A 20,843-nucleotide genomic window follows, 5' to 3' on the forward strand; every position below is an offset into this window, starting at 1 on the left:
TGCTGCATGAAGGCCCTCAATGGCCGTTGAGGGTGGGTCCCAATTTACCCGGAAAACACACGGAATTATCCATACAAGGCCAGCCATGGCGACGCCTACTACATTGCGGCTTCGCCTTCATTTCGTAGCCGCGCATGCTGGCGGCGTTAAACAAAAATACAACCAATCGAGAGATGAGATGAATTCGTTCGAAATAAGACCTGCTGTTGATGAAACTCAAGAGTTTATTGAAATTGCCAATGATTTTTCTAATCCTTTGGATTTGGTGAGAGAGGCGATTAGTAATTCTTATGACGCCAAAGCTTCAAAAATTAAAATTTGCTTTGACGTCGTAAAAAAATACGGCGAATCCGTTTTGAAAATCGAGATTTCTGATAACGGCGCCGGAATGACTTCTGAGCAATTGCAGAATTTTTTCGACTTGGGAAACTCTACCCGAAGGGATGATATCGAATCAATTGGCGAGAAAGGCCATGGAACTAAAGTCTATTTCAATAGCGAAAAGATTGAGGTTGAAACATCAGATGGGAGCAATGGCTTGCACGCCACTATGGATTCTCCATTTCGGAAACTTTTCGATCGAGAGATACCAGTTGCTCACGTGGTTAGTAAAGAGGGAGTTAAGAAAGGAACGAAAATAGTAGTTTGGGGTTACAACAACAATCGACGAGATAAGTTTACTCACGATATTTTGAAGGACTATATTTCTTGGTTTACAAAGCATGGATCGGTAGAGAATCAGTTCTTTGATTTCAAGACGCCTGTAACCCTCGAGCTGAAGGGGTTGGGTGAGGAAGAATTTGAAACAATCCAGCAAGGCCATTACTTCCCAGAGGATAGCAAAGATATAAATAAGCTGTTCGAAGAGCATTTGGTAAAAGCCCCTGATCATTACTCCAAGAGGATAGTTAGAACTGGAAGCCTTAAAAACTATCCTGAGATCCGATTCAACGCTATTTTTTGTGTGGAAGGAAAGTATAGAAAGTATTCTTATAATGCGATGCTAAGAAGGCCAGGATATTCAGCACCAACTGGTGCCTATACTATCCAAGAGCGATATGGGTTGTGGGTTTGCAAAGATTTTATACCAATCCAGAGAAAGAATGAATGGATCACCTTTAAGGGTTCTGAGTATACAAAATTCCATGCCTTTATCAATTGTCAGGCTCTTCGGCTCACAGCTAACAGAGGATCTATAGATAATACTCCTTCGGAAGTTCTTCAGGACCTCCAGCAGGAGGTAAAGAAAATATATGAGGAAATTATAAAGAGTGATGAGTGGACTTCATTGGAATGGCTTGAAGATGAGGCTCAGGCATACCAAACAACTGAAAAAGAAAAGAAGAACTTTGAATGGCGTATTAAGAAGGTTAATCGGTCAAACGTTGCTGTTTATGAAGGGCTTACGCTTGTGGAGCCTGAACGAGAAAGTGGAGTATTCTCAATATTTATATTACTCGAACAAAAGAGGCCAGGCCTCTTTCCATTTCATGTTGTTGATTACGACACGCATGAGGGGATCGATGTTATTGCCAAGGGGGATAAAAAAACGCCTATATCTAGTGCTCGCCTATTCTATGTAGAATTTAAAAGAACGTTGACGGGAAACTTCAATCATTCCTTTGAAAATCTACACAGCATTGTTTGCTGGGAATCGGATATAAAGCACGATGATGTCCTGAAGGACGTAAACGGGGAAGAGCGGAAAATGCAAATAATAGCCCCTGATTCGAACGAGTCTTATACTAAGTACTTTTTAGATAATCCCAAAAAAGCTCATAAAATTGAGGTTTTTTGTTTGAAATGGTATCTAAAAGAAATACTGGATATAGAATTTACGCCTAGAACTTCGGATTCCGTAGTTTAACAATCCGCGTCACTCGGACGCATTAAAGTGCGCCGTTGCGCTCTTGCGTTAATTGGTAAAGGTATGGAAGTCGTCGTTCAGGAAGAAGTGACCGGTTGTGGCATCGCGGCATCTGCTGCACTGGCGGGTCTCAGCTATGCTGAGGCGAAAAAGAGAGCCAATGTTCTGGGCATTTATGCGTCAGACACATCGCTCTGGTCCGACACCGAGTACGTCCGAACGCTTTTGCGAGATTTCGGTATTTCTGTCTCTCCCAAAGAAACACCATTCGAGTCTTGGGAGCAGTTGCCAGACAAGGCCCTTCTGGCAATTAAATGGCGAATAGAGCAGGGCAAGCCATTTTGGCATTGGGTTCTGTTCGTCCGAGAAAATGGCGAGGCAAAGGTGCTCGACTCAAAAATGGCACTGAAATCAAATGTTCGCCGTGATTTCGGTCGCATCAAGCCCAAGTGGTACATTGAGGTATCCAATTAACAAGTGGGTGAAGATTATGCCCACTACATTGCGCCTACGGCTCCATTCCGTAGGCGCGCATGCTGCAAGGGTTAGCTGTGATTGCTCTACCCGATAAGTGATACTATAGTGTCACTATTGGTCTGATTCAGGGTGAAGCACATGAAAGTTGAGCTTGTTACGAACCTCAAGCGCCAAGCCACAAAGATTCTGGCAGATCTTCATGTGTCTAAAGAGCCGGTACTGATCACGGAACATGGTCAGCCATCCGCATACCTGGTCGATGTGCAGCATTACGAGTTTATGCAGCGTCGACTTGCGCTGCTTGAGGGGCTTTCGCGGGGAGAGCTTGCTGTACTTGAGGGACGAACGTACAGCCAAGGTGAGGCCAGGGAGAAAATGGGTAAATGGCTGAAGTAATATGGACGGAGCCCGCCCTGCAAGAGCTGGATGCCATCGCTGAGTACATTGCTCTGGATAACCCTGCTGCCGCAAAACATCTGGTTCAGGAAGTTTTCGATAAGACCGAGCGCTTGGAAGATTTTCCCCAATCAGGGCGGATTCCTCCAGAGCTCCCCAATTCGGTCTACAGGGAGGTAGTGGTTCCACCCTGTCGCATTTTTTATCGTGAAGATCAGGAGCGGGTCTTCATCCTTTATGTCATGCGAGAGGAGCAGCAGCTTCGTGCCTTCATGCTTGGGAACAGCTAACCAGGCGCGTCACCCGGATGTCTTTGCCTCCGCTTCACTACGTCAAAGTCATTGCTGCGCTTCGGCGTTAACGTCAACCTCGTGCGCAAAGCAGCCCCTCTGTTCGGACACTTAACAGGCCTTCAACTTCCCCCTTTTCCCGTTTGCCGGGTACGCAGGTAAAATGTCTCTCAATAACCCTTGCCAACAGGAGCGCTTATGAAAGTCATGATTGATCTTTGTGTCATCCCGCTGGGTGTGGGCGTTTCCGTGTCCGAGTATGTTACGGCCTGTCAGCGGGTGCTGGAGGAGGCGGGGCTTGAGCATCAGTTGCATGCCTATGGCACCAATATCGAGGGCGACTGGGATGAGGTGATGGCGGCGGTGAAGCGCTGTCACGAGGTTCTCCATGAGATGGGGGCGCCGCGTATCAGTTCGTCCATGCGGCTGGGGACGCGCACGGATCGTGAGCAGAGCATGCAGGACAAGGTGCAGAGTGTGACCGACAAGTTGGGCGCGGGCTGATCCAACCAATGAGCAAACCCAGGGCATCCAAGTATCTCAGCGGCTACAGCCCGGACGTTCAGCAGCAGGCGCAGACGTTGCTGGACAATCAGCGTTCCGGCGACTGGCTGTTGCAGAAGTATCCGCAGGCCCATGGGCTGGCGTCCGAGAAAGCGCTGTATGACTTCGCACAAGGCATCAAGAACCAGTACATGCGCAGTTCTTCGCCGATCAGCAAGGTGGTGTACGACGACAGGATTCACATCATCAACAATGCGCTGGGCCTGCACACCTATGCCTCGCGGGTGCAGGGCAAGAAGCTGAAGTCGAAGAACGAGATTCGAATTTCGTCCCTGTTCCGCAAGGTGCCGGAGCCGTTTCTGCGCATGATTCTGGTACATGAGCTGGCGCACCTGCGCGAGAAGGAGCACGGCAAGGCGTTCTACAAGCTCTGCTGCTACATGGAGCCGGATTACCATCAGCTCGAGTTTGAGTTGCGGCTGTACCTCTGTCACCGCGAGCGGTATGGCGACCTCTGGTAAGCGGCCAAGTGACCGGGGTCAGCTCTGAGGCGGGAATTGGCAGGGCTGGTCGGCGGGGACCAGGTGAAGGTCCGCAAAACGGGCGCGGGCAGTGGCGCCGGTGTTGTCCGTGTCCGAGGCGACAGCCAGTTGCCGCGTTACGCCGGTATCGGCCTCGAATAGCTGCTGCAGGTCAGTCAGCAGGTTGCGCCGCTGTTCAATCCAGCGTCCGCTGTTGTCGGTTCCACTCTGCAGCACCAGCATCTGGGCACGGTCGGTGTAGGCGTTGGGCTGAGTGGTGCCAACGGGGTGGCGGTTGTCCCATACATAGTTGATGGCGGCGGCGGGCAGGTCATCGCTGTGCACGGCACGTGCCAGCCCCAGCTTGATGCGGGTGCCCAGACTCAGGGCGCTGTCCGGCAGATCAAAGGTGACGTACACACGGGCGGCATAGTCATCGCCGGATTTGCGGGTCATATCGGCCTGTTCGATGGGGGCGTCTACCCACCAGCGCCAGCACAGGACCGGCGTCTGCTGCAGGTTGATCGCCAGCGGTCGGGCCAGCAGGGCCATGCTGGCTTCGGCCCGGGCCTCGACGGCGTGCACGCCCTCATACTGTTGCAGTGCGTATCGGGTGGGCGGAATGTCGTCATCAAAGCGAACCAGTTGCCAGGGAGGTTCGGGCATCTGGCTGTACTGTCTGAAATTGCCCACCTCAATCACACCCTCAGCAGCGCTGCACACAGGGGCGATCAGCAGTGCTGCGGCCCATCCGATCTGCTTCATGACGGCTCTCCTGCCAGTTCCGGGTACTCTGCCAATTCTGGATAGTCAGCCTTGAGCCTGATGAGGTCGTCGGGTTCATCCACATCCCAAAGCGTTTCGCACTCGGCCCAGCGCCAGCCCAGTTGCTGCAGCCGCTCCCGCGTCAGGCGGGCCACGTCCGGCGTGCTCCAGGGCATATCGGTAAACAGCAGAGGGTGCGCTTGATGCAGCCCCAGCAGGGCGTAGCCTCCGTCGCTGACCGGGCCGAGGCAGGCATCGTGCCGCGACAGCGCCTCGGCAAGGGCGCGCAGTCGCCGGGCGTTCAGCCCCGGACAATCGGTACCGATCAGCATGACAGGGCAGCCGTGTTGAAGGCCCTGTTCGGCGGCGAGCATCATGCGCACGCCCAGATCGCCCTCCGCTTGCTGGGTCAGCGTCACGTTGCCGTTCTGCAGGTGCTTTTTCCAGTAGGTCGCGTCCCGGTGAGGGGCAACACAGAGCTCGACCGGACCCAGATCCGCGGCCAGTGCCTGGCTCAGGGCATGCTGTAACAGGCGGTCGGCCAGCGCTGCCGTCGCATCCTCGCCCAGTGCCGGTATCAGGCGTGTCTTGGCAAAGCCGGGAATGGGTTCCTTGGCGATCACAATAATCCGCGTGGTATTCATCGGTAACGCTCCGCCAGCTGCTGGGCAGGGGTTCCGCGCCAGTAGGCCCAGCGCAGTTGCCACATCAGCACAATGGTGCGCCAACTGCCGCGCTGGTCCCAGCGTCGACCGGAGGTGCGTACCCTGGCGCGTAGGCAGACAGGGGCGCTGATGTGTTTCAGGCGCTTGCTGATTTCAATATCCTCCATCAGTGGCTGAGCGGGAAAACCGCCCACCTGCTCGAACAGCGCCCGCGTGATGAACAGCGCCTGATCTCCCGTGGCAATGCCGCTCAGGCGGGAGCGCAGGTTCATCAGGAAGGCGACGACCGGCAGCAGGCGAGACTGGCCTTCAATGCGCACATCGAAGCGCCCCCAGGCTAGGGCGGAGCGGGCGATCGCGGACTGAATCCGCTGGTCCGCGTGCCCGGGCAGGCGGGTATCCGCATGCAGAAACACCAGATGGGCGGCCCGGGTGTGATGGGCACCGGCGTTCATCTGGCTGGCGCGCCCCGGCGGGGCGGAGATCACCCGAAAGCCGCGCTCATGGGCGGCCGTTGCCGTTCCATCCCGGCTGCCGCCATCCACCAGCAGTACCTCTGCACCGCGCTGCTGCCAGATCTGCAGGTGGTCGAGCAGGTCGGGCAGGGTGTCGATCTCGTTCAACACCGGCACCACAATGGCCCAATCGAAGCCCGTGTTGCTCATGCTAGCCCCGCCTCCATGCGTGATAGCGTTCCAGCCACTTCAGGGCCGCGTCCGGGGCGTGGGCCTTTTTCCATTCACCCGCCGCATACTTGTTGGCTTCGGCCCAGGTCGGGTAGGTGTGAATGGTGCCCAGTACCTTGTTAAGCCCCAGCCCGTGCTTCATGGCGAGGACGAACTCCGCCAGCAGCTCGCCGGCATGCTCACCGACAATGCAGGCCCCCAGAATGCGGTCCTTGCCCGGCTCGGTCAGGACTTTGACGAAGCCCTTGCGCTCGCTTTCCGCAATGGCGCGGTCCAGATCGTCCAGCCCGTATCGGGTGACTTCGTGCGGGATGCCGCGCTCGATCGCTTCCTGCTCGCTGAGTCCGACGCGGGCCACTTCCGGGTCGGTGAAGGTGGTCCAGGGGATCACGCGGTAATCGGCACGGAAACGCTTGAACTGGCCAAAGAGCGCGTTGACGGCGGCGTACCAGGCCTGATGGGCAGCGGTATGGGTGAACTGATAGGGGCCGGCCACATCCCCGACCGCGTAGATGTTGGGGTAGAGGGTTTCCAGATAGGCATTGGTGGTCAGGGTGCGCTGCGTTTCGATGCCGAGCGTTTCCAGCCCGTAGCCGGTCAGGCGCGGCTGTCGGCCCACCGCGATCAGCAGTTCATCGAACGGCAGCACCACTTCCTGGCCCTGATGATCACAGATCAGGTAGTTGCATCCGTCGCGCCGCTCCGTACGCAGCGCACCATGCTCCGTCAGGACCTGCACGCCATCATCCTGCAGCGATGTCTGCACCAGCTCGGCAACCTCGGGATCTTCCCGTGCCATCAGGCGCTGTCCGCGCTCGACCTGCGTCACTTTTGAACCCAGTCGCGCAAAGCTTTGTGACAGCTCGCAGCCGATGGGGCCGCCGCCCAGCACCACCAGACGCTCGGGGGGCGTATCCCGCTCGGCAAACCGGTCCCAGAGCGTATCGCTGGTGACGTAGCCGGTGTCGTCCAGTCCGGGCAGGGGCGGCACGGCCGGGCTGGCACCTGTTGCCAGAATGATGCTGCGGGCTGTCAGGCGCAGGGTCTCGCCTTCGTGCAGGCGGATCTCCACGGTCCAGGGGTCAATCAGTTGTGCATGGCCCTGCAGTACTTCAACGCCCAGGTTGGTGTAGCGTTCGACGCTGTCATGGGGCTCCACCTGACGAATGACCGCATGGATGCGGGCCATAACGGCACGGAAGGAGAACCGGGGAGAAGACGCCTCCAGCCCATACCGCTCCGCCTGCCGCATCTGGTGGGCTACCCGGGCGCTTTTGATTAATGCCTTGCTGGGCACGCAGCCATAATTCAGGCAGTCGCCGCCCATCTTGTGCGCTTCGATCAGGGTCACTTTCGCTTTGACGGCCGCGCCAATATAGGCGGATACCAGCCCGCCGGCACCGGCGCCGATCACGATCAGGTTGCGGTCAAACCGGGCCGGTTTCTGCCAGCGGCCATACACCCGGCGACGCTGAATCCAGCCGATCAGTTTCTTGGCCAACAGCGGGAACAGGCCCAGCAGCGCGAAGGAGATCAGCAGGTCCGGTGACAGAATGCCGGACAGGCTTTCCAGTTGCGCGATCTGGGTACCGGCATTCACGTACACCAGCGTGCCGGCCAGCATGCCGATCTGACTCACCCAGTAGAAGGTCCAGGCCTTGATCGGCGTCAGCCCCATCAGCAGGTTGATCAGGAAGAAGGGGAACGCGGGCACCAGGCGAAGGGTAAACAGATAAAAGGCACCGTCACGCTCGATGCCGCGGTTGATGGCACTTAACCGGTTGCCAAACCGGGATTGCACCCAGCTTTGCAGCAGGTAACGGGAAACCAAAAAGGCCAGCGTCGCACCGATGGTGGAGGCAAAGGAGACCAGCAGCAGACCCTGCCCAAGCCCGAACAGCGCCCCACCCGCCAGCGTCATCACGGCTGCTCCCGGCAGGGAGAGCGAGGTGACGATGACGTAGAGCAGGAAGAACCCGCCTGCCGTCAGCAGAGGTGCTTCGCTGCGCCAGCTCTCAAACCGGCCCAGACCGGACTTGAGGCCCTCCAGAGTCAGCCACTGGTGCAGGTCCAGCATGAAGAAGGCGGTGGCGATGGCCGCAATGGCCGCCAGTATGAACAGCTTTTTCATGCTGAGTCGCCCAGTGCGCCGCCACAACTGCTGCCCTGTCCCGCCGTGCAGCCGTAACAGTGGTCGGCGGTGCAGATCGAGTGGCCATCCAGATCGGCTTCCAGCAGGTCTTTCAATGTGCGGGTCTGGCCCGGAACGGCCAGCTCGAGCTGCTGGTTGAAGTCGCAGTCATACAGGCGACCCTGCCAGTCCACGCTGATGGTGGAGCGGCACATCAGGTTATCCAGATTGGCCTCGCTGAAGTTGTCCTTCAGAAGTTGCATGTAGGGCGCGAACTGTCCCTTGGACACCAGCATGGAGCCGAAGCGCTTGATCGGCATGTTGGTGATGGTGAACAGCTGGCTGAACTGAATCCCGAAATGCTCTTCCAGCTCACGCCGGTAATCCGCTTCCAGCGCCTGCTGTGGCGGCGGCAGGGACGGCCCTTGCGGGTTGTAGACCAGGTTCAGGGTGAGGTTTGAATCGGGCTGGCCATAGCCCAGTGCGTTCAGTTTCTGCAGCCCCGCAATGCTGAGGTCAAAGACGCCCTTGCCGCGCTGCTTGTCGACGTTCTCAACCGAATAGCAGGGCAGGGAAGCGACCACTTCAACCTGCTGTTCGGCCAGAAATTCGGCCAGCCCCTCCTGATCATCCTCGAACAGAATGGTCAGGTTACAGCGGTCAATCACGTTGACCCCCAGTGCCCGTGCCTCCCTGACCAGATCTCGGAAACGGGGATGAAGTTCCGGCGCGCCGCCGGTCAGGTCCAGCGTGCCGATATCGCGCGCTTTCAGCACCTGCGGGATCAGGTCGATCAGGGCGTCGTCCATCATTTCGGTGCGGTTGGGGCCGGCGTTCACGTGACAATGCACGCAGGTCTGGTTACAGCGATAGCCCAGGTTGACCTGTAAGGTTTGCGTTTGCGCACGCTGAAGGCTGGGAAAGTCGGTGACTTCAAGCAGTTCTATGGTGGACAGCATCTTGGGCTCCCGATCAAAAAATCCGTTTGGCTTGTCTGTTAGTCAAGCCAAGTGCGCCTTTCCTTACAACTGATTTCTGTTTTTTTCGTGTCAAAAGAGTGTGTTGGCGACTGGATGGTCTTTTGCAGGGCAAGGCAGAGGCTGGACGGCGAGGCAAAATCGGGCATAAGCTGCCTTGCAGGATCTCACCTTGAACATCAACGACAGGGATATGGCATGAAGCGGTTGGTACTGTTGGGAGCGGGGCATGCACACCTGCTGGTGCTGCGTGAGCTGGCCCGTTCGCCCCGTTCGGATATCGAGCTGGTGGTGATTACGCCCACGGTCTGGCAGTACTACTCCGGCATGGTCCCCGGCTGGGTGGCCGGGCTGTATGCGCTTGATCAGTGCCGCATCAATGTGGCGCCGCTGGTGGCGGCTGCTGGCGGTCGCCTGTGTCTGGATCGGTCCGTTCGCCTGCAGGCTTCGGACCGCACTGTTGAGCTGCACAGCGGCGTGGTGGAGGGCTATGACTACCTGTCGATTGATACCGGCTCCTCCACCCGGATGGGTACACTGACAGCGTTTGAGGGTGAGCAGGTGCCCGTAAAACCGATCGAGGCCTTTTGCGAGCAGTGGCAACAGGTACAACCCCGGTTGATGTCGGCACCGGGGGGACATATTGCCGTGGTGGGTGGTGGTGCGGGCGGTGTCGAGCTGGCCATGGCGATCCGAGAGTCGCTAAAAACCACGCCTGCAGACGGCAAAGACTTCAGGGTTTCGCTGGTGGCGGGTGACAAGGGCGTGCTGCCGGAGTTCAATGCCGGCGTTCGGCGCAGGGTACGCAAACAGTTGGCGCAAGCCGGTATCACGCGGGTGGATGCGCGGGCCGAAGTGCGGCAGGGAAGGCTGGTGACGTCGGCAGGGCAAACGATCGAAGCCGACCTTGTGCTGGCCGCAACTGGGGCCAAAGCCGCGTCCTGGCTTGAGGGCAGCGGGCTGGCGCTGGATACGGAAGGCTTTGTCAGCGTGACGCCCTGTCACCAGAGCCTGTCCCACCCCGCAGTATTTGCCGCCGGCGATGTGTGCAGCCGGCAGGATGGCCGGCTTAGCCGTTCCGGGGTACATGCGGTCAGGGCCGGGCCCGTTCTGGCCCATAATCTGAAGGCGGCCCTCGATCAGCGCCCGCTGAAGCCGTTCAACCCTCGCCCTTATGCGCTCTATCTGCTGTCCTGTGGTCAGGGCAGCGCCATTGGAAGCTATGGCCCTCTGGCGTTCTCAGGACGCTGGGTCTGGCGGCTCAAGGACTGGATCGACCGCCGCTTCGTGGAAGGCTTTGATCAGCCGGCATAAGCCGCGCATGGATTGATCTGATCCTGAAAAGCGTGGAGTATCAAGGGCTCACAATCAGGCGACAGGGAGACACAGATGAGTCAAGCACGTATCGGCATCATTGGCGGCAGTGGCCTGTACCAGATGCCAGGGCTGACCGACGTACAGGAGCACAGCATCGATACCCCCTTCGGTGCGCCCTCTGACCCGCTGGTCACGGGCAACATGGACGGTGTGCCTGTGGTGTTCTTGGCCCGGCACGGTCGCGATCACCGCTTCCTGCCCACGGAAGTGCCCTACCGCGCCAATATCCATGCCCTGAAACAGATGGGAGTGCGTTATCTGGTGTCCTTTTCGGCCGTTGGCTCCCTGCAGGCCGAGGTGGCGCCGCGCGACATGCTGATTCCTGACCAGTACATCGACCTGACGCGGCACCGCGTGAACACCTTCTTTGGCGAGGGGGTAGTGGCCCATGTGGCACTTGCCGACCCGGTGTGCGCTGCGCTCTCGAAGCTGCTGGCGGAAGCCGTTGCCGCTCAGGAAAACGCGCCCAACCTGCACACCGGCGGCACTTACGTTTGCATGGAGGGGCCGCAGTTCTCCACCCGCGCCGAGTCACAGTGGTATCGCCAGATGGGGGCGAGTGTGATTGGCATGACGAACATGCCGGAAGCCCGTCTGGCCCGGGAAGCGCAGATGGCCTATGCCTCTTTGGCGATGGTGACGGACTACGATAGCTGGAACCCCAAAGAGGACCATGTGACGGCCGAACTGGCCATTGCCAACCTGATGCATAATGCGGACAACGCCAAGCGGATCGCGCGCACCGCGATCGAGCTGATTAACCGGCACGCGCCCGAGTCCCAGGCCCATCAGGCCCTGAAACAGGGGCTGGTGACTCCTATGGAGCAGATCCCCGAGGCCCGCCGAGCGCTGGTCGAACTCCTTCTGCAATAACGCCTTCCCTCGGTGGGGTACGTCATTTGACGTATCCCACTGCGTCATTACGCGCATACCCCCCGTTGCACCCCTTGGGAATAATCGATCGGGCACTGAGTTGTTTTTCCCGGCCTCGTTGAGGCCCGATCGATAACAAGGGTTCCACCCGCACTGAAGGGATTCGGAACCGAAGGGGGTACTGCAATGAAGATCAAATCACTGACCGCCGGTATAGCGCTGGCAATGGGTGCATCCACGCTGTCTTTCAGCGTGCTGGCCGCGGACACCATCAAGGTAGGTGTGCTGCATTCTCTGTCCGGCACCATGGCTATCAGCGAGACCACGCTGAAAGACACCGTGTTGATGATGATCGAAGAACAGAACAAGAAGGGCGGCCTGCTGGGCAAGCAGCTTGAGCCGGTCGTGGTTGACCCGGCCTCCAACTGGCCGCTGTTTGCCGAGAAAACCCGTGAGCTGCTGACGCAGGAAGAGGTGGACGTGATCTTCGGCTGCTGGACCTCGGTGTCCCGCAAGTCCGTGCTGCCGGTGCTGGAAGAGTTGAACGGCCTGATGTTCTACCCGGTTCAGTATGAAGGCGAGGAGTCCTCCAAGAACGTCTTCTACACCGGTGCGGCGCCCAACCAGCAGGCGATCCCGGCCGTGGATTACCTGATGAACGAGCTGGGCGTGGAGCGCTGGGTGCTGGCCGGCACCGACTACGTCTATCCGCGTACCACCAACAAGATCCTCGAAGCCTACCTGAAAGACAAGGGTGTGGCGGCCGAGGACATCATGATCAACTACACCCCCTTCGGTCATTCCGACTGGCAGTCGATCGTCTCTGACGTCAAAAAATTCGGCAGCGCCGGCAAGAAAACCGCCGTGGTCTCCACCATCAACGGCGATGCCAACGTGCCTTTCTACAAGGAACTGGGTAACCAGGGCGTCTCCTCCGAAGATATCCCCGTTGTCGCCTTCTCCGTGGGCGAGGAAGAACTGTCCGGTATCGACACCGGCCCGCTGGTGGGCCACATGGCCGCCTGGAACTACTTCCAGAGCGTGGATACCGACCTGAACAGCGAATTCATCCAGAAATGGCACGCCTTCACCGGTGATGAAAACCGCGTAACCAACGACCCGATGGAAGCCACCTATATCGGCTTCAACATGTGGGCCCAGGCAGTGACCGAAGCCGGTACGACCGATGTGGACGCGGTCGAGCAGGCGATGATCGGCCAGGAAGTGCCCAACCTGACCGGCGGCACTGCCGTGATGAACAAGAACCACCACCTGAGCAAACCGGTGCTGATCGGCGAGATTCAGGATGACGGTCAATTCGAGGTGGTTTGGGAAACCGAGGGCGTAGTGCCGGGTGATGCCTGGTCCGACTTCCTGCCGGGCTCCAAGAACCTGTTGGCCGACTGGACCGCTCCGGTCAAGTGCGGCAACTACAACGTGGAAACCCAGTCCTGCGGTGGCCAGGCCAACTGATCAGGCGTTTCCCTTGCGGCCCTGTCACGGCGGGGCCGCCTTTCCCATCCTCTGGAGTCTTACCGTGAAACGATTATTGGCGATCTGCTGTTACTGCCTCGGCCTGCTGCTGTCGCTGCCGGCAATGGCCGCGGAGAAGCCGCTGCCGACCGAGCTTGCACCGCTGCTGAGTGAGCTGACCGAAGCACGCCTGAGTAAGGCGATTCCGGTCCTCGATGCGCTGGAAGCCGAAGGGGGCGAGGCCGTCCAACCGCTGTTCAGCTATATGCTGGAGGGCGATCTCTACTACATCAAATCTTCCCGACAGGTGATCGCGGTGAGCGAAGCGGCCGGTCAGGAAACCTTTATCGATATGCTGAGCGGCGCAGAGCTGACGCCGCTGTCCAGCCGCGAGATCAAGAAAATCCGCGTCAACAATCGCCTGCGTGGCCACCTGCGCGATGCGATTGCACGTCTGCAACTGGGGTCTGAAAGCGCCTCCGTGCGCGAGAGCGCGGTACGCTCGCTGCTGTCGGATCTGGATGACGGCACCCTTGAGGCAATCCGCGATGCCCGCCTGAACGAGCCTTCTTCAGCGGTGCGCGACGTAATGGATATGGCGCTGGCGTTGCACCGCCTGAATACGGCGGGTCTGGCCGTGGATCGCATCGAAGCGATCGGGCAGCTCGAGGGCAGCCTTGAGGGTGATGTGCGCAATGCACTGAATCGCGTGGCCGAGCGTGATCCCTCGCCGCAGGTGCAACAGGCCGCGTTCAGGGCGCTGACCGGCATCGAGCAGAAGGTCGAGTTTTATGCGTTCGTTGACCAGCTCTTCTTCGGTCTGAGCCTGGGCTCGGTGTTGCTGCTGGCGGCGATTGGACTGGCGATCACTTTCGGTGTGATGGGCGTGATCAACATGGCCCACGGCGAAATGATCATGCTGGGCGCCTACACCACTTACGTGGTGCAGCTGTTGATGCCGAACTTCATTGAATACTCGCTCTGGGTCGCCGTTCCGGCGGCGTTTGTGGTGTCCGGTCTGGCCGGTGTGCTACTGGAGCGGCTGGTGATCCGACACCTGCATGGCCGCCCGCTGGAGACCCTGCTGGCAACCTTCGGGGTCAGCCTGATACTGCAGCAGTTGGTGCGTACCGTTTTCTCGCCGCTGAACCGTCAGGTGGCGTCACCCGAGTGGATGAGCGGCTCCTGGGAGATCAACCCGGTACTGTCGCTGACGTTGAACCGCCTCTACATCCTGGCCTTTGCGCTGTTGGTGTTCTTTGCGCTGATGCTGCTGCTGAAGAAAAGCTCGCTCGGCCTGAACGTGCGTGCCGTGTCGCAAAACCGTGCCATGGCCAAATCCATGGGCATTCCCACCGGGCGTGTGGATGCGATGACCTTCGGCCTGGGTTCCGGTATCGCCGGTATCGCCGGGGTGGCGCTGAGCCAGCTGACCAACGTGGGGCCGAATCTGGGTCAGTCCTACATTATCGATTCCTTCATGGTCGTGGTATTTGGCGGCGTGGGCAACCTCTGGGGCACTTTGGTTGCAGCCTTCTCGCTTGGCATTGCCAACAAGTTCCTGGAGCCGGTCACCGGTGCGGTTCTCGCCAGCATTCTGGTACTGGTCTTCATCATCCTGTTTATCCAGAAGCGTCCCAAGGGACTCTTCCCACAGAAAGGGAGGGCGGCTGAATGAACTGGCTGACTCAGCTTTTTGCCGCCGGTCGTACACCCGGTAATCGGGTACTGCCGTTCGTAACCGTACTCTTTCTGGTCACCACGCTGGCCTCCATGGCCAACCTGATGCTGCCGGAAAGCTCACCGCTGCACGTCAGCACCTACACCATCACTCTGCTGGGCAAGTATCTCTCCTACGCGATGCTGGCGCTGGCGGTGGACGTGATCTGGGGCTACTGCGGCATCCTCAGTCTGGGCCACGGGGCCTTCTTCGCGCTGGGCGGCTACGCCATGGGCATGTACCTGATGCGCCAGATCGGCGATCGCGGCGTCTACGGCAACCCGGAACTGCCCGACTTCATGGTGTTCCTCAACTGGGACAGCCTGCCCTGGTACTGGCTGGGGATGGATCAGTTCTGGTTCGCCATGTTGATGGTGCTGGCGGTACCGGGCCTGTTGGCCTTCGTGTTCGGCTGGCTGGCGTTCCGCTCCCGCGTGACCGGGGTGTACCTGTCGATCATGACTCAAGCGCTGACCTACGCCCTGATGCTCGCTTTCTTCCGCAACGAGATGGGCTTTGGCGGCAACAACGGCTTGACCGATTTCAAGGACATCCTCGGCTTTGACCTTCAGTCCGATAGCACCCGTGTGGCTCTGTTTGCCATCACCGCGCTGATGCTGGGGCTGGTGTACGTGCTCAGTCATCTGATCCTCAAGTCCCGCATGGGCAAGGTGATCGTGGCGATCCGTGACGGCGAGGCCCGTGCCCGCTTCCTCGGCTACCGCACCGATCGCTACAAGGTGTGGCTGTTCGTGTTCTCGGCTCTGATCGCGGCCATGGCCGGTGCCCTGTACGTGCCGCAGGTCGGCATTATCAACCCGGGTGAGTTCTCGCCGCTCAACTCCATCGAAGTGGTGGTCTGGGTCGCTGTGGGCGGCCGTGGAACCCTCTACGGCGCGGTGATCGGTGCTCTGCTGGTCAACTACGCCAAGACCCGTTTTACCGCGATCATGCCGGAAGGCTGGCTGTTCGCACTGGGGGCGCTCTTCGTACTGGTCACCCTCTATCTGCCCAAGGGGTTGGTGGGGCTGGGCGGACAGCTCGCGGCCCGTCGTGAACGCAAGGCCGGCAAGGCAACACACCAGGAGGCGCACTCATGACCGCAATGGATAACGCACGCGAACTGATGCGACCGGACCGGGTCTGGCCATTCCTGGTCCCGCCGGCCCCGCCGGTGGATGTGTCCCACCAGGTACTGCTCTACGTGGAAGGGTTGAGTGTCAGCTTCGACGGCTTCAAGGCCCTGAATGATCTGAACCTCTACATCAACGATGGCGAGTTGCGCTGCCTGATCGGTGCCAACGGGGCGGGCAAGACCACCCTGATGGACGTGATTACCGGCAAGACCCGCTGTGATGAGGGCAGCGTTTACTTTGGCCAGACGCATAACCTGCTGGAAAAGAGCGAACCCGAGATCGCCCAGCTGGGCATCGGTCGCAAGTTCCAGAAGCCCACGGTGTTTGAAGCGCATACGGTGTTCGACAACCTGGAGATGTCGCTTAAAACCGCAAAAGGCATCTGGCAGACACTGATGGCCCGACTGGCGCCACGCGAGCTGGATCTGATCGATCAGGTGCTGGACACCATCGGCCTCAAGGAGCAGCGCTTCATGCTGGCCGGTGCACTCTCGCATGGCCAGAAGCAGTGGCTGGAGATCGGCATGCTGCTGGTGGCCGAGCCCCGCCTGCTGCTGATCGACGAGCCGGTGGCCGGCATGACCGCCGAAGAAACCGAACGCACGGCGGAGCTGCTCACCTCGCTGGCCGGTGATCACACGGTGGTGGTAGTGGAGCACGACATGGAGTTCGTGCGCAGCATCGCTCGCACCGTCACCGTGCTGCATCAGGGTACGGTGCTGGCCGAAGGCAGCATGGAGCAGGTGCAGAACAACCGCGACGTGATCGAAGTCTATCTGGGGGAAGAGGCATGATCTCCATCCAAAACGTGAACCAGCTCTATGGCGGCACCCGCATTCTCTGGGACCTGGACCTGGAGATCGAAGCCGGCTCCTGTACCTGCATCATGGGGCGCAATGGCGTGGGCAAAACCACGCTGCTCAAGTGCCTGATGGGGCTGCTGCCGATTGAAAGCGGCAGCATTCTGATGGATGGCAAGCCGCTCCATACCCGCCCGGCTGAGCACCGGGCCCGCGCCGGGATCGGCTACGTGCCCCAGGGGCGCGACATCTTTCCGCTGCTGACGGTGGAGGAAAACCTGCGTATTGGCCTGCCAGTTCGCAAGGACAAGGCGAAAGAGATCCCCGAGAAGATCTTCGAGCTGTTCCCGGTACTGGGCGACATGATGCACCGTCGTGGGGGTGACCTGTCCGGTGGTCAGCAGCAGCAACTGGCCATTGGCCGGGCGCTGGTGCTCGACCCCAAGGTGCTGATTCTGGACGAACCCAACGAGGGCATTCAGCCCAACATCGTCAAGCAGATCGGCGATGTGATCCTCAAGCTCAACGAAGAGGAAGGGCTGACCGTGATCCTGGTGGAGCAGAAGCTGGGGTTTGCGCGCCGGGTCGGCAAGGAATTTCGCCTGATGGAGAAGGGGCGCATCGTCGCGGCCGACCGCATGGACAACCTCAACGACGAGCTGATCCGCCAGTATCTGGCGGTCTGAGGAGGCGAGGATGAACATGCCGCTGCTGACTCCGCCCGGCCCGCACAACGAAGATGCACAGCCTTCGCGCTGGCATGCACGGCTGGCGCTGGGGCTCAAGCGCACGTCGCGGGGCAGCCGGGTCGCCAGTGCCGAGCGGTTCGGCCCCTTGCATCTGCAGAAGCCCTTCTACCCGGAAGGGCCGGATCTGGCGCATCTATATCTGCTGCACCCGCCGGGCGGCATGGTCTCCGGTGACTTGCTGGAGATCGAAGCCCGGCTGGAGGCCGATACCGCGGCCCTGATCACGACGCCGGGGGCCGGGCGTGTCTACCGCGCCCGCCCGGACCGCACCCTGCAGCATCAGCACGTCCGGCTCGAGGCCGGGCCCGGTGCTTCGGTGGAGTGGCTGCCGCTGGAGACCATTCTGTACCCCGATGCTCGCACCCGTCTGGACTTGGATGTGGAGCTTGCCCCCGGTGCGCATTTTATCGGCTGGGAAGTGACCAGCCTGGGCCTGCCTGTACAGGGCGAAGGCTTTGGCCGTGGTGAGCTGCAGCAGCGCCTGCAAATCAGCCGGGAAGGGCGGTTGCTGCTGCGTGAACAACTGCTGATTGACGGCACCTGCGCCGAGGTGATGATGAGCAAGGCAGGTCTGCAGGGCCAGCCGGTGAGTGGATTGATGGTGGCTGGCCCCATGACGGCTGAACAGGCCGAACCCCTGCTGGAACCGCTGCGCGAATGCTGCGAGCGGGACGATCTGTTGGCGGGTGTCAGCCTCAGTGGAGAGTTCCTGTTGATCAGAACGCTGGGCCGCTGTTCGGAGCGCACCCGTCTCTGTCTGGAGCAGTGCTGGGGGCTGATCCGCCCTGCATTGATCGGGCGCGCGGCCTGTGCCCCGCGCATCTGGGCCACCTGACTGTAACCGGCCTGCCCCGGCAGGCTGAAGGAGAACGTGATGGAACTGTTGCCAAGAGAAAAAGACAAGCTGCTGATCTTTACAGCCGCGTTGCTGGCGGAACGCCGCCTGAACCGAGGGCTGAAGCTGAATTACCCGGAGGCAGTGGCCTACATCACCATGGAGATCATGGAAGGCGCTCGTGATGGCCGCACCGTGGCGGAGCTGATGGGCTACGGCAAGACCCTGCTCAACGCCGACCAGGTGATGGAAGGGGTGCCGGAGATGGTTGACGAGGTGCAGGTGGAAGCGACCTTCCCCGATGGCACCAAGCTGGTCACCGTGCATCAGCCGATTGTGTAATCGAGGCAGGGTGTCATGTCAGGAGTGGGTAGCCATGACGGGACTCTCACCAGCAGGGAAGCTGGCGTGAAGCGTACAGGGATGTATTCACAGCGTGTCCCGGCATGGTTACCCACTCCGGCAGAAGTACAGCGAAGCCCCCGGTGCCAACTGTGAGCACCCACCGTTAATGCCAATGACGAGATTGGAAACAAGGAGAATCCCATGATTCCCGGAGAAATTCAGACAGCCGCCGGCGACATCGAGCTGAATGTCGGCCGCAGGACCACCCGAGTGCGGGTCGAAAACCATGGCGACCGCCCGGTGCAGGTCGGCTCCCATTACCACTTCTACGAAGTGAACCCGGCGCTGGTGTTCGATCGCGAAGCAGCGCGGGGGTATCGCCTCAATATTGCCTCTGGCACCGCCGTCCGTTTCGAGCCGGGGCAGGGGCGAGAGGTGGAGCTGGTCGAGTACGCCGGCAGCCGCACCATCTACGGTTTTCGTGGCGACGTGATGGGACCGCTGGACACTGCAACAGAGGGGAGCAACTGATGGCCAACATGGACCGACACAGCTATGCCCAGATGTTTGGCCCCACCCAGGGTGACCGGGTACGACTGGGCGATACCGAGCTCTGGATCGAAGTGGAAAAGGACTACACCACCTACGGTGACGAAGTGAAATTCGGTGGCGGCAAGGTGGTGCGTGATGGCATGGGCCAGAGCCAAATGACCAACGCAGTGGCCATGGACCTGGTGATTACCAATGCCCTGATCCTGGATCATTGGGGCATCGTCAAGGCCGACGTAGGGGTGAAGAATGGCCGGATTCATACCCTCGGCAAGGCCGGCAACCCCGATACTCAGGACGGTGTCGATATCGTTATCGGGCCCGGTACCGAGGTCGTGGCCGGTGAAGGGGCTATTCTGACCGCGGGCGGGATCGATGCGCACATTCACTTCATCTGCCCGCAGCAGGTGGAAGAAGCGCTGATGTCCGGCGTGACCACCATGATTGGTGGCGGCACCGGCCCTGCGACCGGCACCAAGGCCACCACCTGCACCCCGGGCCCCTGGTATCTGGGCAAAATGCTGCAGGCGACGGACCAGATGCCGATGAATCTGGGCTTTCTGGGCAAGGGCAATGCCAGCCGCCCGGAGGCCCTGCGTGAGCAGCTGGACGCCGGCGCCTGTGGTCTCAAATTGCACGAGGACTGGGGCACTACACCGGCCAGCATCGATTGCTGCCTGAGTGTGGCTGAAGAGTACGACGTACAGGTGGCGATCCATACCGACACGTTGAACGAATCCGGCTTTGTGGACGACACCCTGGGCGCGTTCAAGAACCGCGTCATCCACACCTATCACACCGAAGGGGCGGGCGGTGGTCATGCGCCCGATATTATCCGCGCGGCGGGCTACCCCAATGTGCTGCCCTCTTCGACCAACCCCACACGGCCCTACACGGTGAACACCGTGGATGAGCACCTCGACATGCTGATGGTGTGCCACCATCTGGACAGCAACATTCCTGAAGACGTGGCCTTTGCCGACTCCCGTATCCGCAAGGAAACCATCGCCGCCGAGGATATTTTCCACGACCGTGGCGCCTTCAGCATGATCTCGTCCGATTCGCAGGCGATGGGGCGTGTGGGCGAGGTGATCACCCGCACCTGGCAGACCGCCCACAAGATGAAAGTCCAATTCGGCCTGCTGCCGGAGGATGCGGAACTGGGTGCTGACAACTTTCGTGCCCGCCGCTACATCGCCAAGTACACCATCAACCCGGCGATCACCCATGGCGTTGCCCACGAAGTGGGGTCCATCGAGCCGGGCAAGCTGGCCGATCTGGTGCTGTGGAAGCCCGCCTTCTTCGGTATCAAACCGGCCATGATTATCAAGGGCGGCATGATCGCGGCCGCCCCGATGGGAGACCCGAACGCATCGATTCCAACGCCGCAGCCGGTGCACTACCGCCCCATGTTTGGAGCGGAAGGCAAGGCAGCTGCTGCCACCTCGGTCACGTTCGTCAGTCAGGCGGCGCTGGCGTCAGGTCTGCGCGAACAGCTGGGGCTGAGCCGTCAGCTGGTGGCCTGTGGCAATACGCGCACTCTCAGCAAGGCCGACATGATACTGAACGACTGGCAGCCCGATATTCAGGTCGACCCGCAGACCTATGAAGTGCGGGCCGACGGTGAACTGCTGACCTGTGAGCCGGCAGACGTACTGCCGCTGGCGCAGCGCTACACACTTTTTTAACACCGGGTTTTGGGAGAAC

At 59.7% G+C, this 20,843-nt stretch carries 22 protein-coding genes; 17 read left to right on the forward strand and 5 right to left on the reverse strand.

Annotation, left to right across the window (positions count from 1 at the left end):
• The first annotated feature begins 178 nt into the window (after positions 1–178).
• The 6 genes from H9C73_RS09980 (at position 179) to H9C73_RS10005 (ending at position 4,055) form a co-directional block, all read left to right on the forward strand.
• Positions 179–1,867: an ATP-binding protein gene (locus H9C73_RS09980; RefSeq protein ID WP_209287683.1), complete on the forward strand. Its 1,689-nt coding sequence runs from the start codon at positions 179–181 to the stop codon at positions 1,865–1,867.
• A 63-nt stretch (positions 1,868–1,930) separates the two neighbouring features.
• Complete coding sequence (locus tag H9C73_RS09985) at positions 1,931–2,341, forward strand: hypothetical protein (protein ID WP_209287684.1); 411 nt, start codon at positions 1,931–1,933, stop codon at positions 2,339–2,341.
• A 141-nt stretch (positions 2,342–2,482) separates the two neighbouring features.
• Positions 2,483–2,740, forward strand: coding sequence for a type II toxin-antitoxin system Phd/YefM family antitoxin (locus H9C73_RS09990; protein WP_209287685.1), 258 nt, complete (start codon positions 2,483–2,485; stop codon positions 2,738–2,740).
• Positions 2,728–3,030 carry a type II toxin-antitoxin system RelE/ParE family toxin gene (locus tag H9C73_RS09995; protein WP_209287686.1) on the forward strand — a complete coding sequence of 101 codons (303 nt, stop codon included), beginning with the start codon at positions 2,728–2,730 and terminating at the stop codon, positions 3,028–3,030. The genes H9C73_RS09990 and H9C73_RS09995 overlap by 13 nt, the downstream gene beginning before the upstream one ends.
• 198 nt (positions 3,031–3,228) lie before the next feature.
• Positions 3,229–3,534 carry an MTH1187 family thiamine-binding protein gene (locus H9C73_RS10000; RefSeq protein ID WP_209287687.1) on the forward strand — a complete coding sequence of 102 codons (306 nt, stop codon included), beginning with the start codon at positions 3,229–3,231 and terminating at the stop codon, positions 3,532–3,534.
• Between the two features lie 8 nt (positions 3,535–3,542).
• Positions 3,543–4,055: a M48 metallopeptidase family protein gene (locus H9C73_RS10005; RefSeq protein ID WP_209287688.1), complete on the forward strand. Its 513-nt coding sequence runs from the start codon at positions 3,543–3,545 to the stop codon at positions 4,053–4,055.
• 18 nt (positions 4,056–4,073) lie between these two features.
• Here the strand turns inward: H9C73_RS10005 and H9C73_RS10010 are convergent, their stop codons facing one another.
• Genes H9C73_RS10010 through arsS form a run of 5 tightly spaced genes read right to left on the reverse strand, consistent with a single transcriptional unit; the run spans position 4,074 to position 9,261 of the window.
• On the reverse strand, positions 4,074–4,820 hold the full coding sequence (locus H9C73_RS10010) for a DUF3047 domain-containing protein (protein WP_209287689.1): 747 nt from the start codon (positions 4,818–4,820) through the stop codon (positions 4,074–4,076).
• Positions 4,817–5,464 (reverse strand): TIGR04282 family arsenosugar biosynthesis glycosyltransferase, encoded by a 648-nt coding sequence (locus tag H9C73_RS10015; protein ID WP_209287690.1) that lies wholly within the window; start codon positions 5,462–5,464, stop codon positions 4,817–4,819. Before H9C73_RS10015 ends, H9C73_RS10010 begins: the two co-directional genes overlap by 4 nt.
• Entirely contained in the window at positions 5,461–6,150 is a 690-nt protein-coding gene (locus H9C73_RS10020) for a TIGR04283 family arsenosugar biosynthesis glycosyltransferase (RefSeq protein ID WP_209287691.1), read from the reverse strand. The genes H9C73_RS10015 and H9C73_RS10020 overlap by 4 nt, the downstream gene beginning before the upstream one ends.
• Position 6,151: 1 nt before the next feature.
• Complete coding sequence (locus H9C73_RS10025) at positions 6,152–8,302, reverse strand: FAD-dependent oxidoreductase (protein WP_209287692.1); 2,151 nt, start codon at positions 8,300–8,302, stop codon at positions 6,152–6,154.
• On the reverse strand, positions 8,299–9,261 hold the full coding sequence (arsS, locus tag H9C73_RS10030; RefSeq protein ID WP_209287693.1) for an arsenosugar biosynthesis radical SAM (seleno)protein ArsS: 963 nt from the start codon (positions 9,259–9,261) through the stop codon (positions 8,299–8,301). Before arsS ends, H9C73_RS10025 begins: the two co-directional genes overlap by 4 nt.
• Before the next feature lie 216 nt (positions 9,262–9,477).
• Here arsS and H9C73_RS10035 point away from each other — a divergent pair, with 216 nt between their 5' ends.
• The 11 genes from H9C73_RS10035 (at position 9,478) to ureC (ending at position 20,824) form a co-directional block, all read left to right on the forward strand.
• The gene (locus H9C73_RS10035; protein WP_209287694.1) at positions 9,478–10,593 is read left to right on the forward strand and encodes an FAD-dependent oxidoreductase; all 1,116 of its coding nucleotides are present in this window, start codon (positions 9,478–9,480) and stop codon (positions 10,591–10,593) included.
• A 75-nt stretch (positions 10,594–10,668) separates the two neighbouring features.
• On the forward strand, positions 10,669–11,529 hold the full coding sequence (gene mtnP / locus H9C73_RS10040) for an S-methyl-5'-thioadenosine phosphorylase (protein WP_209287695.1): 861 nt from the start codon (positions 10,669–10,671) through the stop codon (positions 11,527–11,529).
• Between the two features lie 186 nt (positions 11,530–11,715).
• Positions 11,716–13,002 (forward strand): urea ABC transporter substrate-binding protein, encoded by a 1,287-nt coding sequence (gene urtA / locus H9C73_RS10045; protein WP_209287696.1) that lies wholly within the window; start codon positions 11,716–11,718, stop codon positions 13,000–13,002.
• Positions 13,003–13,066: 64 nt separating this feature from the next.
• Entirely contained in the window at positions 13,067–14,680 is a 1,614-nt protein-coding gene (gene urtB, locus H9C73_RS10050) for an urea ABC transporter permease subunit UrtB (RefSeq protein ID WP_209287697.1), read from the forward strand.
• Entirely contained in the window at positions 14,677–15,822 is a 1,146-nt protein-coding gene (urtC, locus tag H9C73_RS10055) for an urea ABC transporter permease subunit UrtC (RefSeq protein WP_209287698.1), read from the forward strand. Before urtB ends, urtC begins: the two co-directional genes overlap by 4 nt.
• On the forward strand, positions 15,819–16,652 hold the full coding sequence (gene urtD / locus H9C73_RS10060; RefSeq protein WP_209287699.1) for an urea ABC transporter ATP-binding protein UrtD: 834 nt from the start codon (positions 15,819–15,821) through the stop codon (positions 16,650–16,652). The genes urtC and urtD overlap by 4 nt, the downstream gene beginning before the upstream one ends.
• Positions 16,649–17,344, forward strand: a complete 696-nt coding sequence (gene urtE, locus H9C73_RS10065) for an urea ABC transporter ATP-binding subunit UrtE (RefSeq protein WP_209287700.1) — start codon at positions 16,649–16,651, stop codon at positions 17,342–17,344. The genes urtD and urtE overlap by 4 nt, the downstream gene beginning before the upstream one ends.
• A 10-nt stretch (positions 17,345–17,354) precedes the next feature.
• A complete protein-coding gene (locus H9C73_RS10070) occupies positions 17,355–18,242 on the forward strand; it encodes an urease accessory protein UreD (protein WP_236014213.1) in 888 nt (295 codons plus the stop codon).
• Positions 18,243–18,281: 39 nt separating this feature from the next.
• Positions 18,282–18,584, forward strand: a complete 303-nt coding sequence (ureA, locus tag H9C73_RS10075) for an urease subunit gamma (protein ID WP_209287701.1) — start codon at positions 18,282–18,284, stop codon at positions 18,582–18,584.
• A gap of 204 nt (positions 18,585–18,788) precedes the next feature.
• A complete protein-coding gene (locus H9C73_RS10080; protein WP_209287702.1) occupies positions 18,789–19,118 on the forward strand; it encodes an urease subunit beta in 330 nt (109 codons plus the stop codon).
• Positions 19,118–20,824, forward strand: a complete 1,707-nt coding sequence (gene ureC / locus H9C73_RS10085; RefSeq protein ID WP_209287703.1) for an urease subunit alpha — start codon at positions 19,118–19,120, stop codon at positions 20,822–20,824. Before H9C73_RS10080 ends, ureC begins: the two co-directional genes overlap by 1 nt.
• Positions 20,825–20,843: the final 19 nt, after the last annotated feature.

This window comes from Marinobacterium alkalitolerans (assembly GCF_017776525.1).
GTDB classification, from domain to species: domain Bacteria; phylum Pseudomonadota; class Gammaproteobacteria; order Pseudomonadales; family Balneatricaceae; genus Marinobacterium; species Marinobacterium alkalitolerans.

Excerpts from the sequence above, each read along its gene's own strand:
- H9C73_RS10080 (WP_209287702.1), top strand. The coding sequence starts at position 18,789 with ATGATTCCCGGAGAAATTCAGACAGCCGCCGGCGACATCGAGCTGAAT.
- ureA (WP_209287701.1), top strand. The coding sequence starts at position 18,282 with ATGGAACTGTTGCCAAGAGAAAAAGACAAGCTGCTGATCTTTACAGCC.
- H9C73_RS09990 (WP_209287685.1), top strand. The coding sequence starts at position 2,483 with ATGAAAGTTGAGCTTGTTACGAACCTCAAGCGCCAAGCCACAAAGATT.
- urtA (WP_209287696.1), top strand. The coding sequence starts at position 11,716 with ATGAAGATCAAATCACTGACCGCCGGTATAGCGCTGGCAATGGGTGCA.
- H9C73_RS10000 (WP_209287687.1), top strand. The coding sequence starts at position 3,229 with ATGAAAGTCATGATTGATCTTTGTGTCATCCCGCTGGGTGTGGGCGTT.
- urtC (WP_209287698.1), top strand. The coding sequence starts at position 14,677 with ATGAACTGGCTGACTCAGCTTTTTGCCGCCGGTCGTACACCCGGTAAT.
- H9C73_RS10010 (WP_209287689.1), bottom strand. The coding sequence starts at position 4,820 with ATGAAGCAGATCGGATGGGCCGCAGCACTGCTGATCGCCCCTGTGTGC.
- arsS (WP_209287693.1), bottom strand. The coding sequence starts at position 9,261 with ATGCTGTCCACCATAGAACTGCTTGAAGTCACCGACTTTCCCAGCCTT.
- H9C73_RS09980 (WP_209287683.1), top strand. The coding sequence starts at position 179 with ATGAATTCGTTCGAAATAAGACCTGCTGTTGATGAAACTCAAGAGTTT.
- H9C73_RS09995 (WP_209287686.1), top strand. The coding sequence starts at position 2,728 with ATGGCTGAAGTAATATGGACGGAGCCCGCCCTGCAAGAGCTGGATGCC.
- H9C73_RS10020 (WP_209287691.1), bottom strand. The coding sequence starts at position 6,150 with ATGAGCAACACGGGCTTCGATTGGGCCATTGTGGTGCCGGTGTTGAAC.
- ureC (WP_209287703.1), top strand. The coding sequence starts at position 19,118 with ATGGCCAACATGGACCGACACAGCTATGCCCAGATGTTTGGCCCCACC.
- H9C73_RS10015 (WP_209287690.1), bottom strand. The coding sequence starts at position 5,464 with ATGAATACCACGCGGATTATTGTGATCGCCAAGGAACCCATTCCCGGC.
- H9C73_RS10035 (WP_209287694.1), top strand. The coding sequence starts at position 9,478 with ATGAAGCGGTTGGTACTGTTGGGAGCGGGGCATGCACACCTGCTGGTG.
- H9C73_RS10070 (WP_236014213.1), top strand. The coding sequence starts at position 17,355 with ATGAACATGCCGCTGCTGACTCCGCCCGGCCCGCACAACGAAGATGCA.
- urtE (WP_209287700.1), top strand. The coding sequence starts at position 16,649 with ATGATCTCCATCCAAAACGTGAACCAGCTCTATGGCGGCACCCGCATT.
- H9C73_RS09985 (WP_209287684.1), top strand. The coding sequence starts at position 1,931 with ATGGAAGTCGTCGTTCAGGAAGAAGTGACCGGTTGTGGCATCGCGGCA.
- urtD (WP_209287699.1), top strand. The coding sequence starts at position 15,819 with ATGACCGCAATGGATAACGCACGCGAACTGATGCGACCGGACCGGGTC.
- mtnP (WP_209287695.1), top strand. The coding sequence starts at position 10,669 with ATGAGTCAAGCACGTATCGGCATCATTGGCGGCAGTGGCCTGTACCAG.
- H9C73_RS10005 (WP_209287688.1), top strand. The coding sequence starts at position 3,543 with ATGAGCAAACCCAGGGCATCCAAGTATCTCAGCGGCTACAGCCCGGAC.
- H9C73_RS10025 (WP_209287692.1), bottom strand. The coding sequence starts at position 8,302 with ATGAAAAAGCTGTTCATACTGGCGGCCATTGCGGCCATCGCCACCGCC.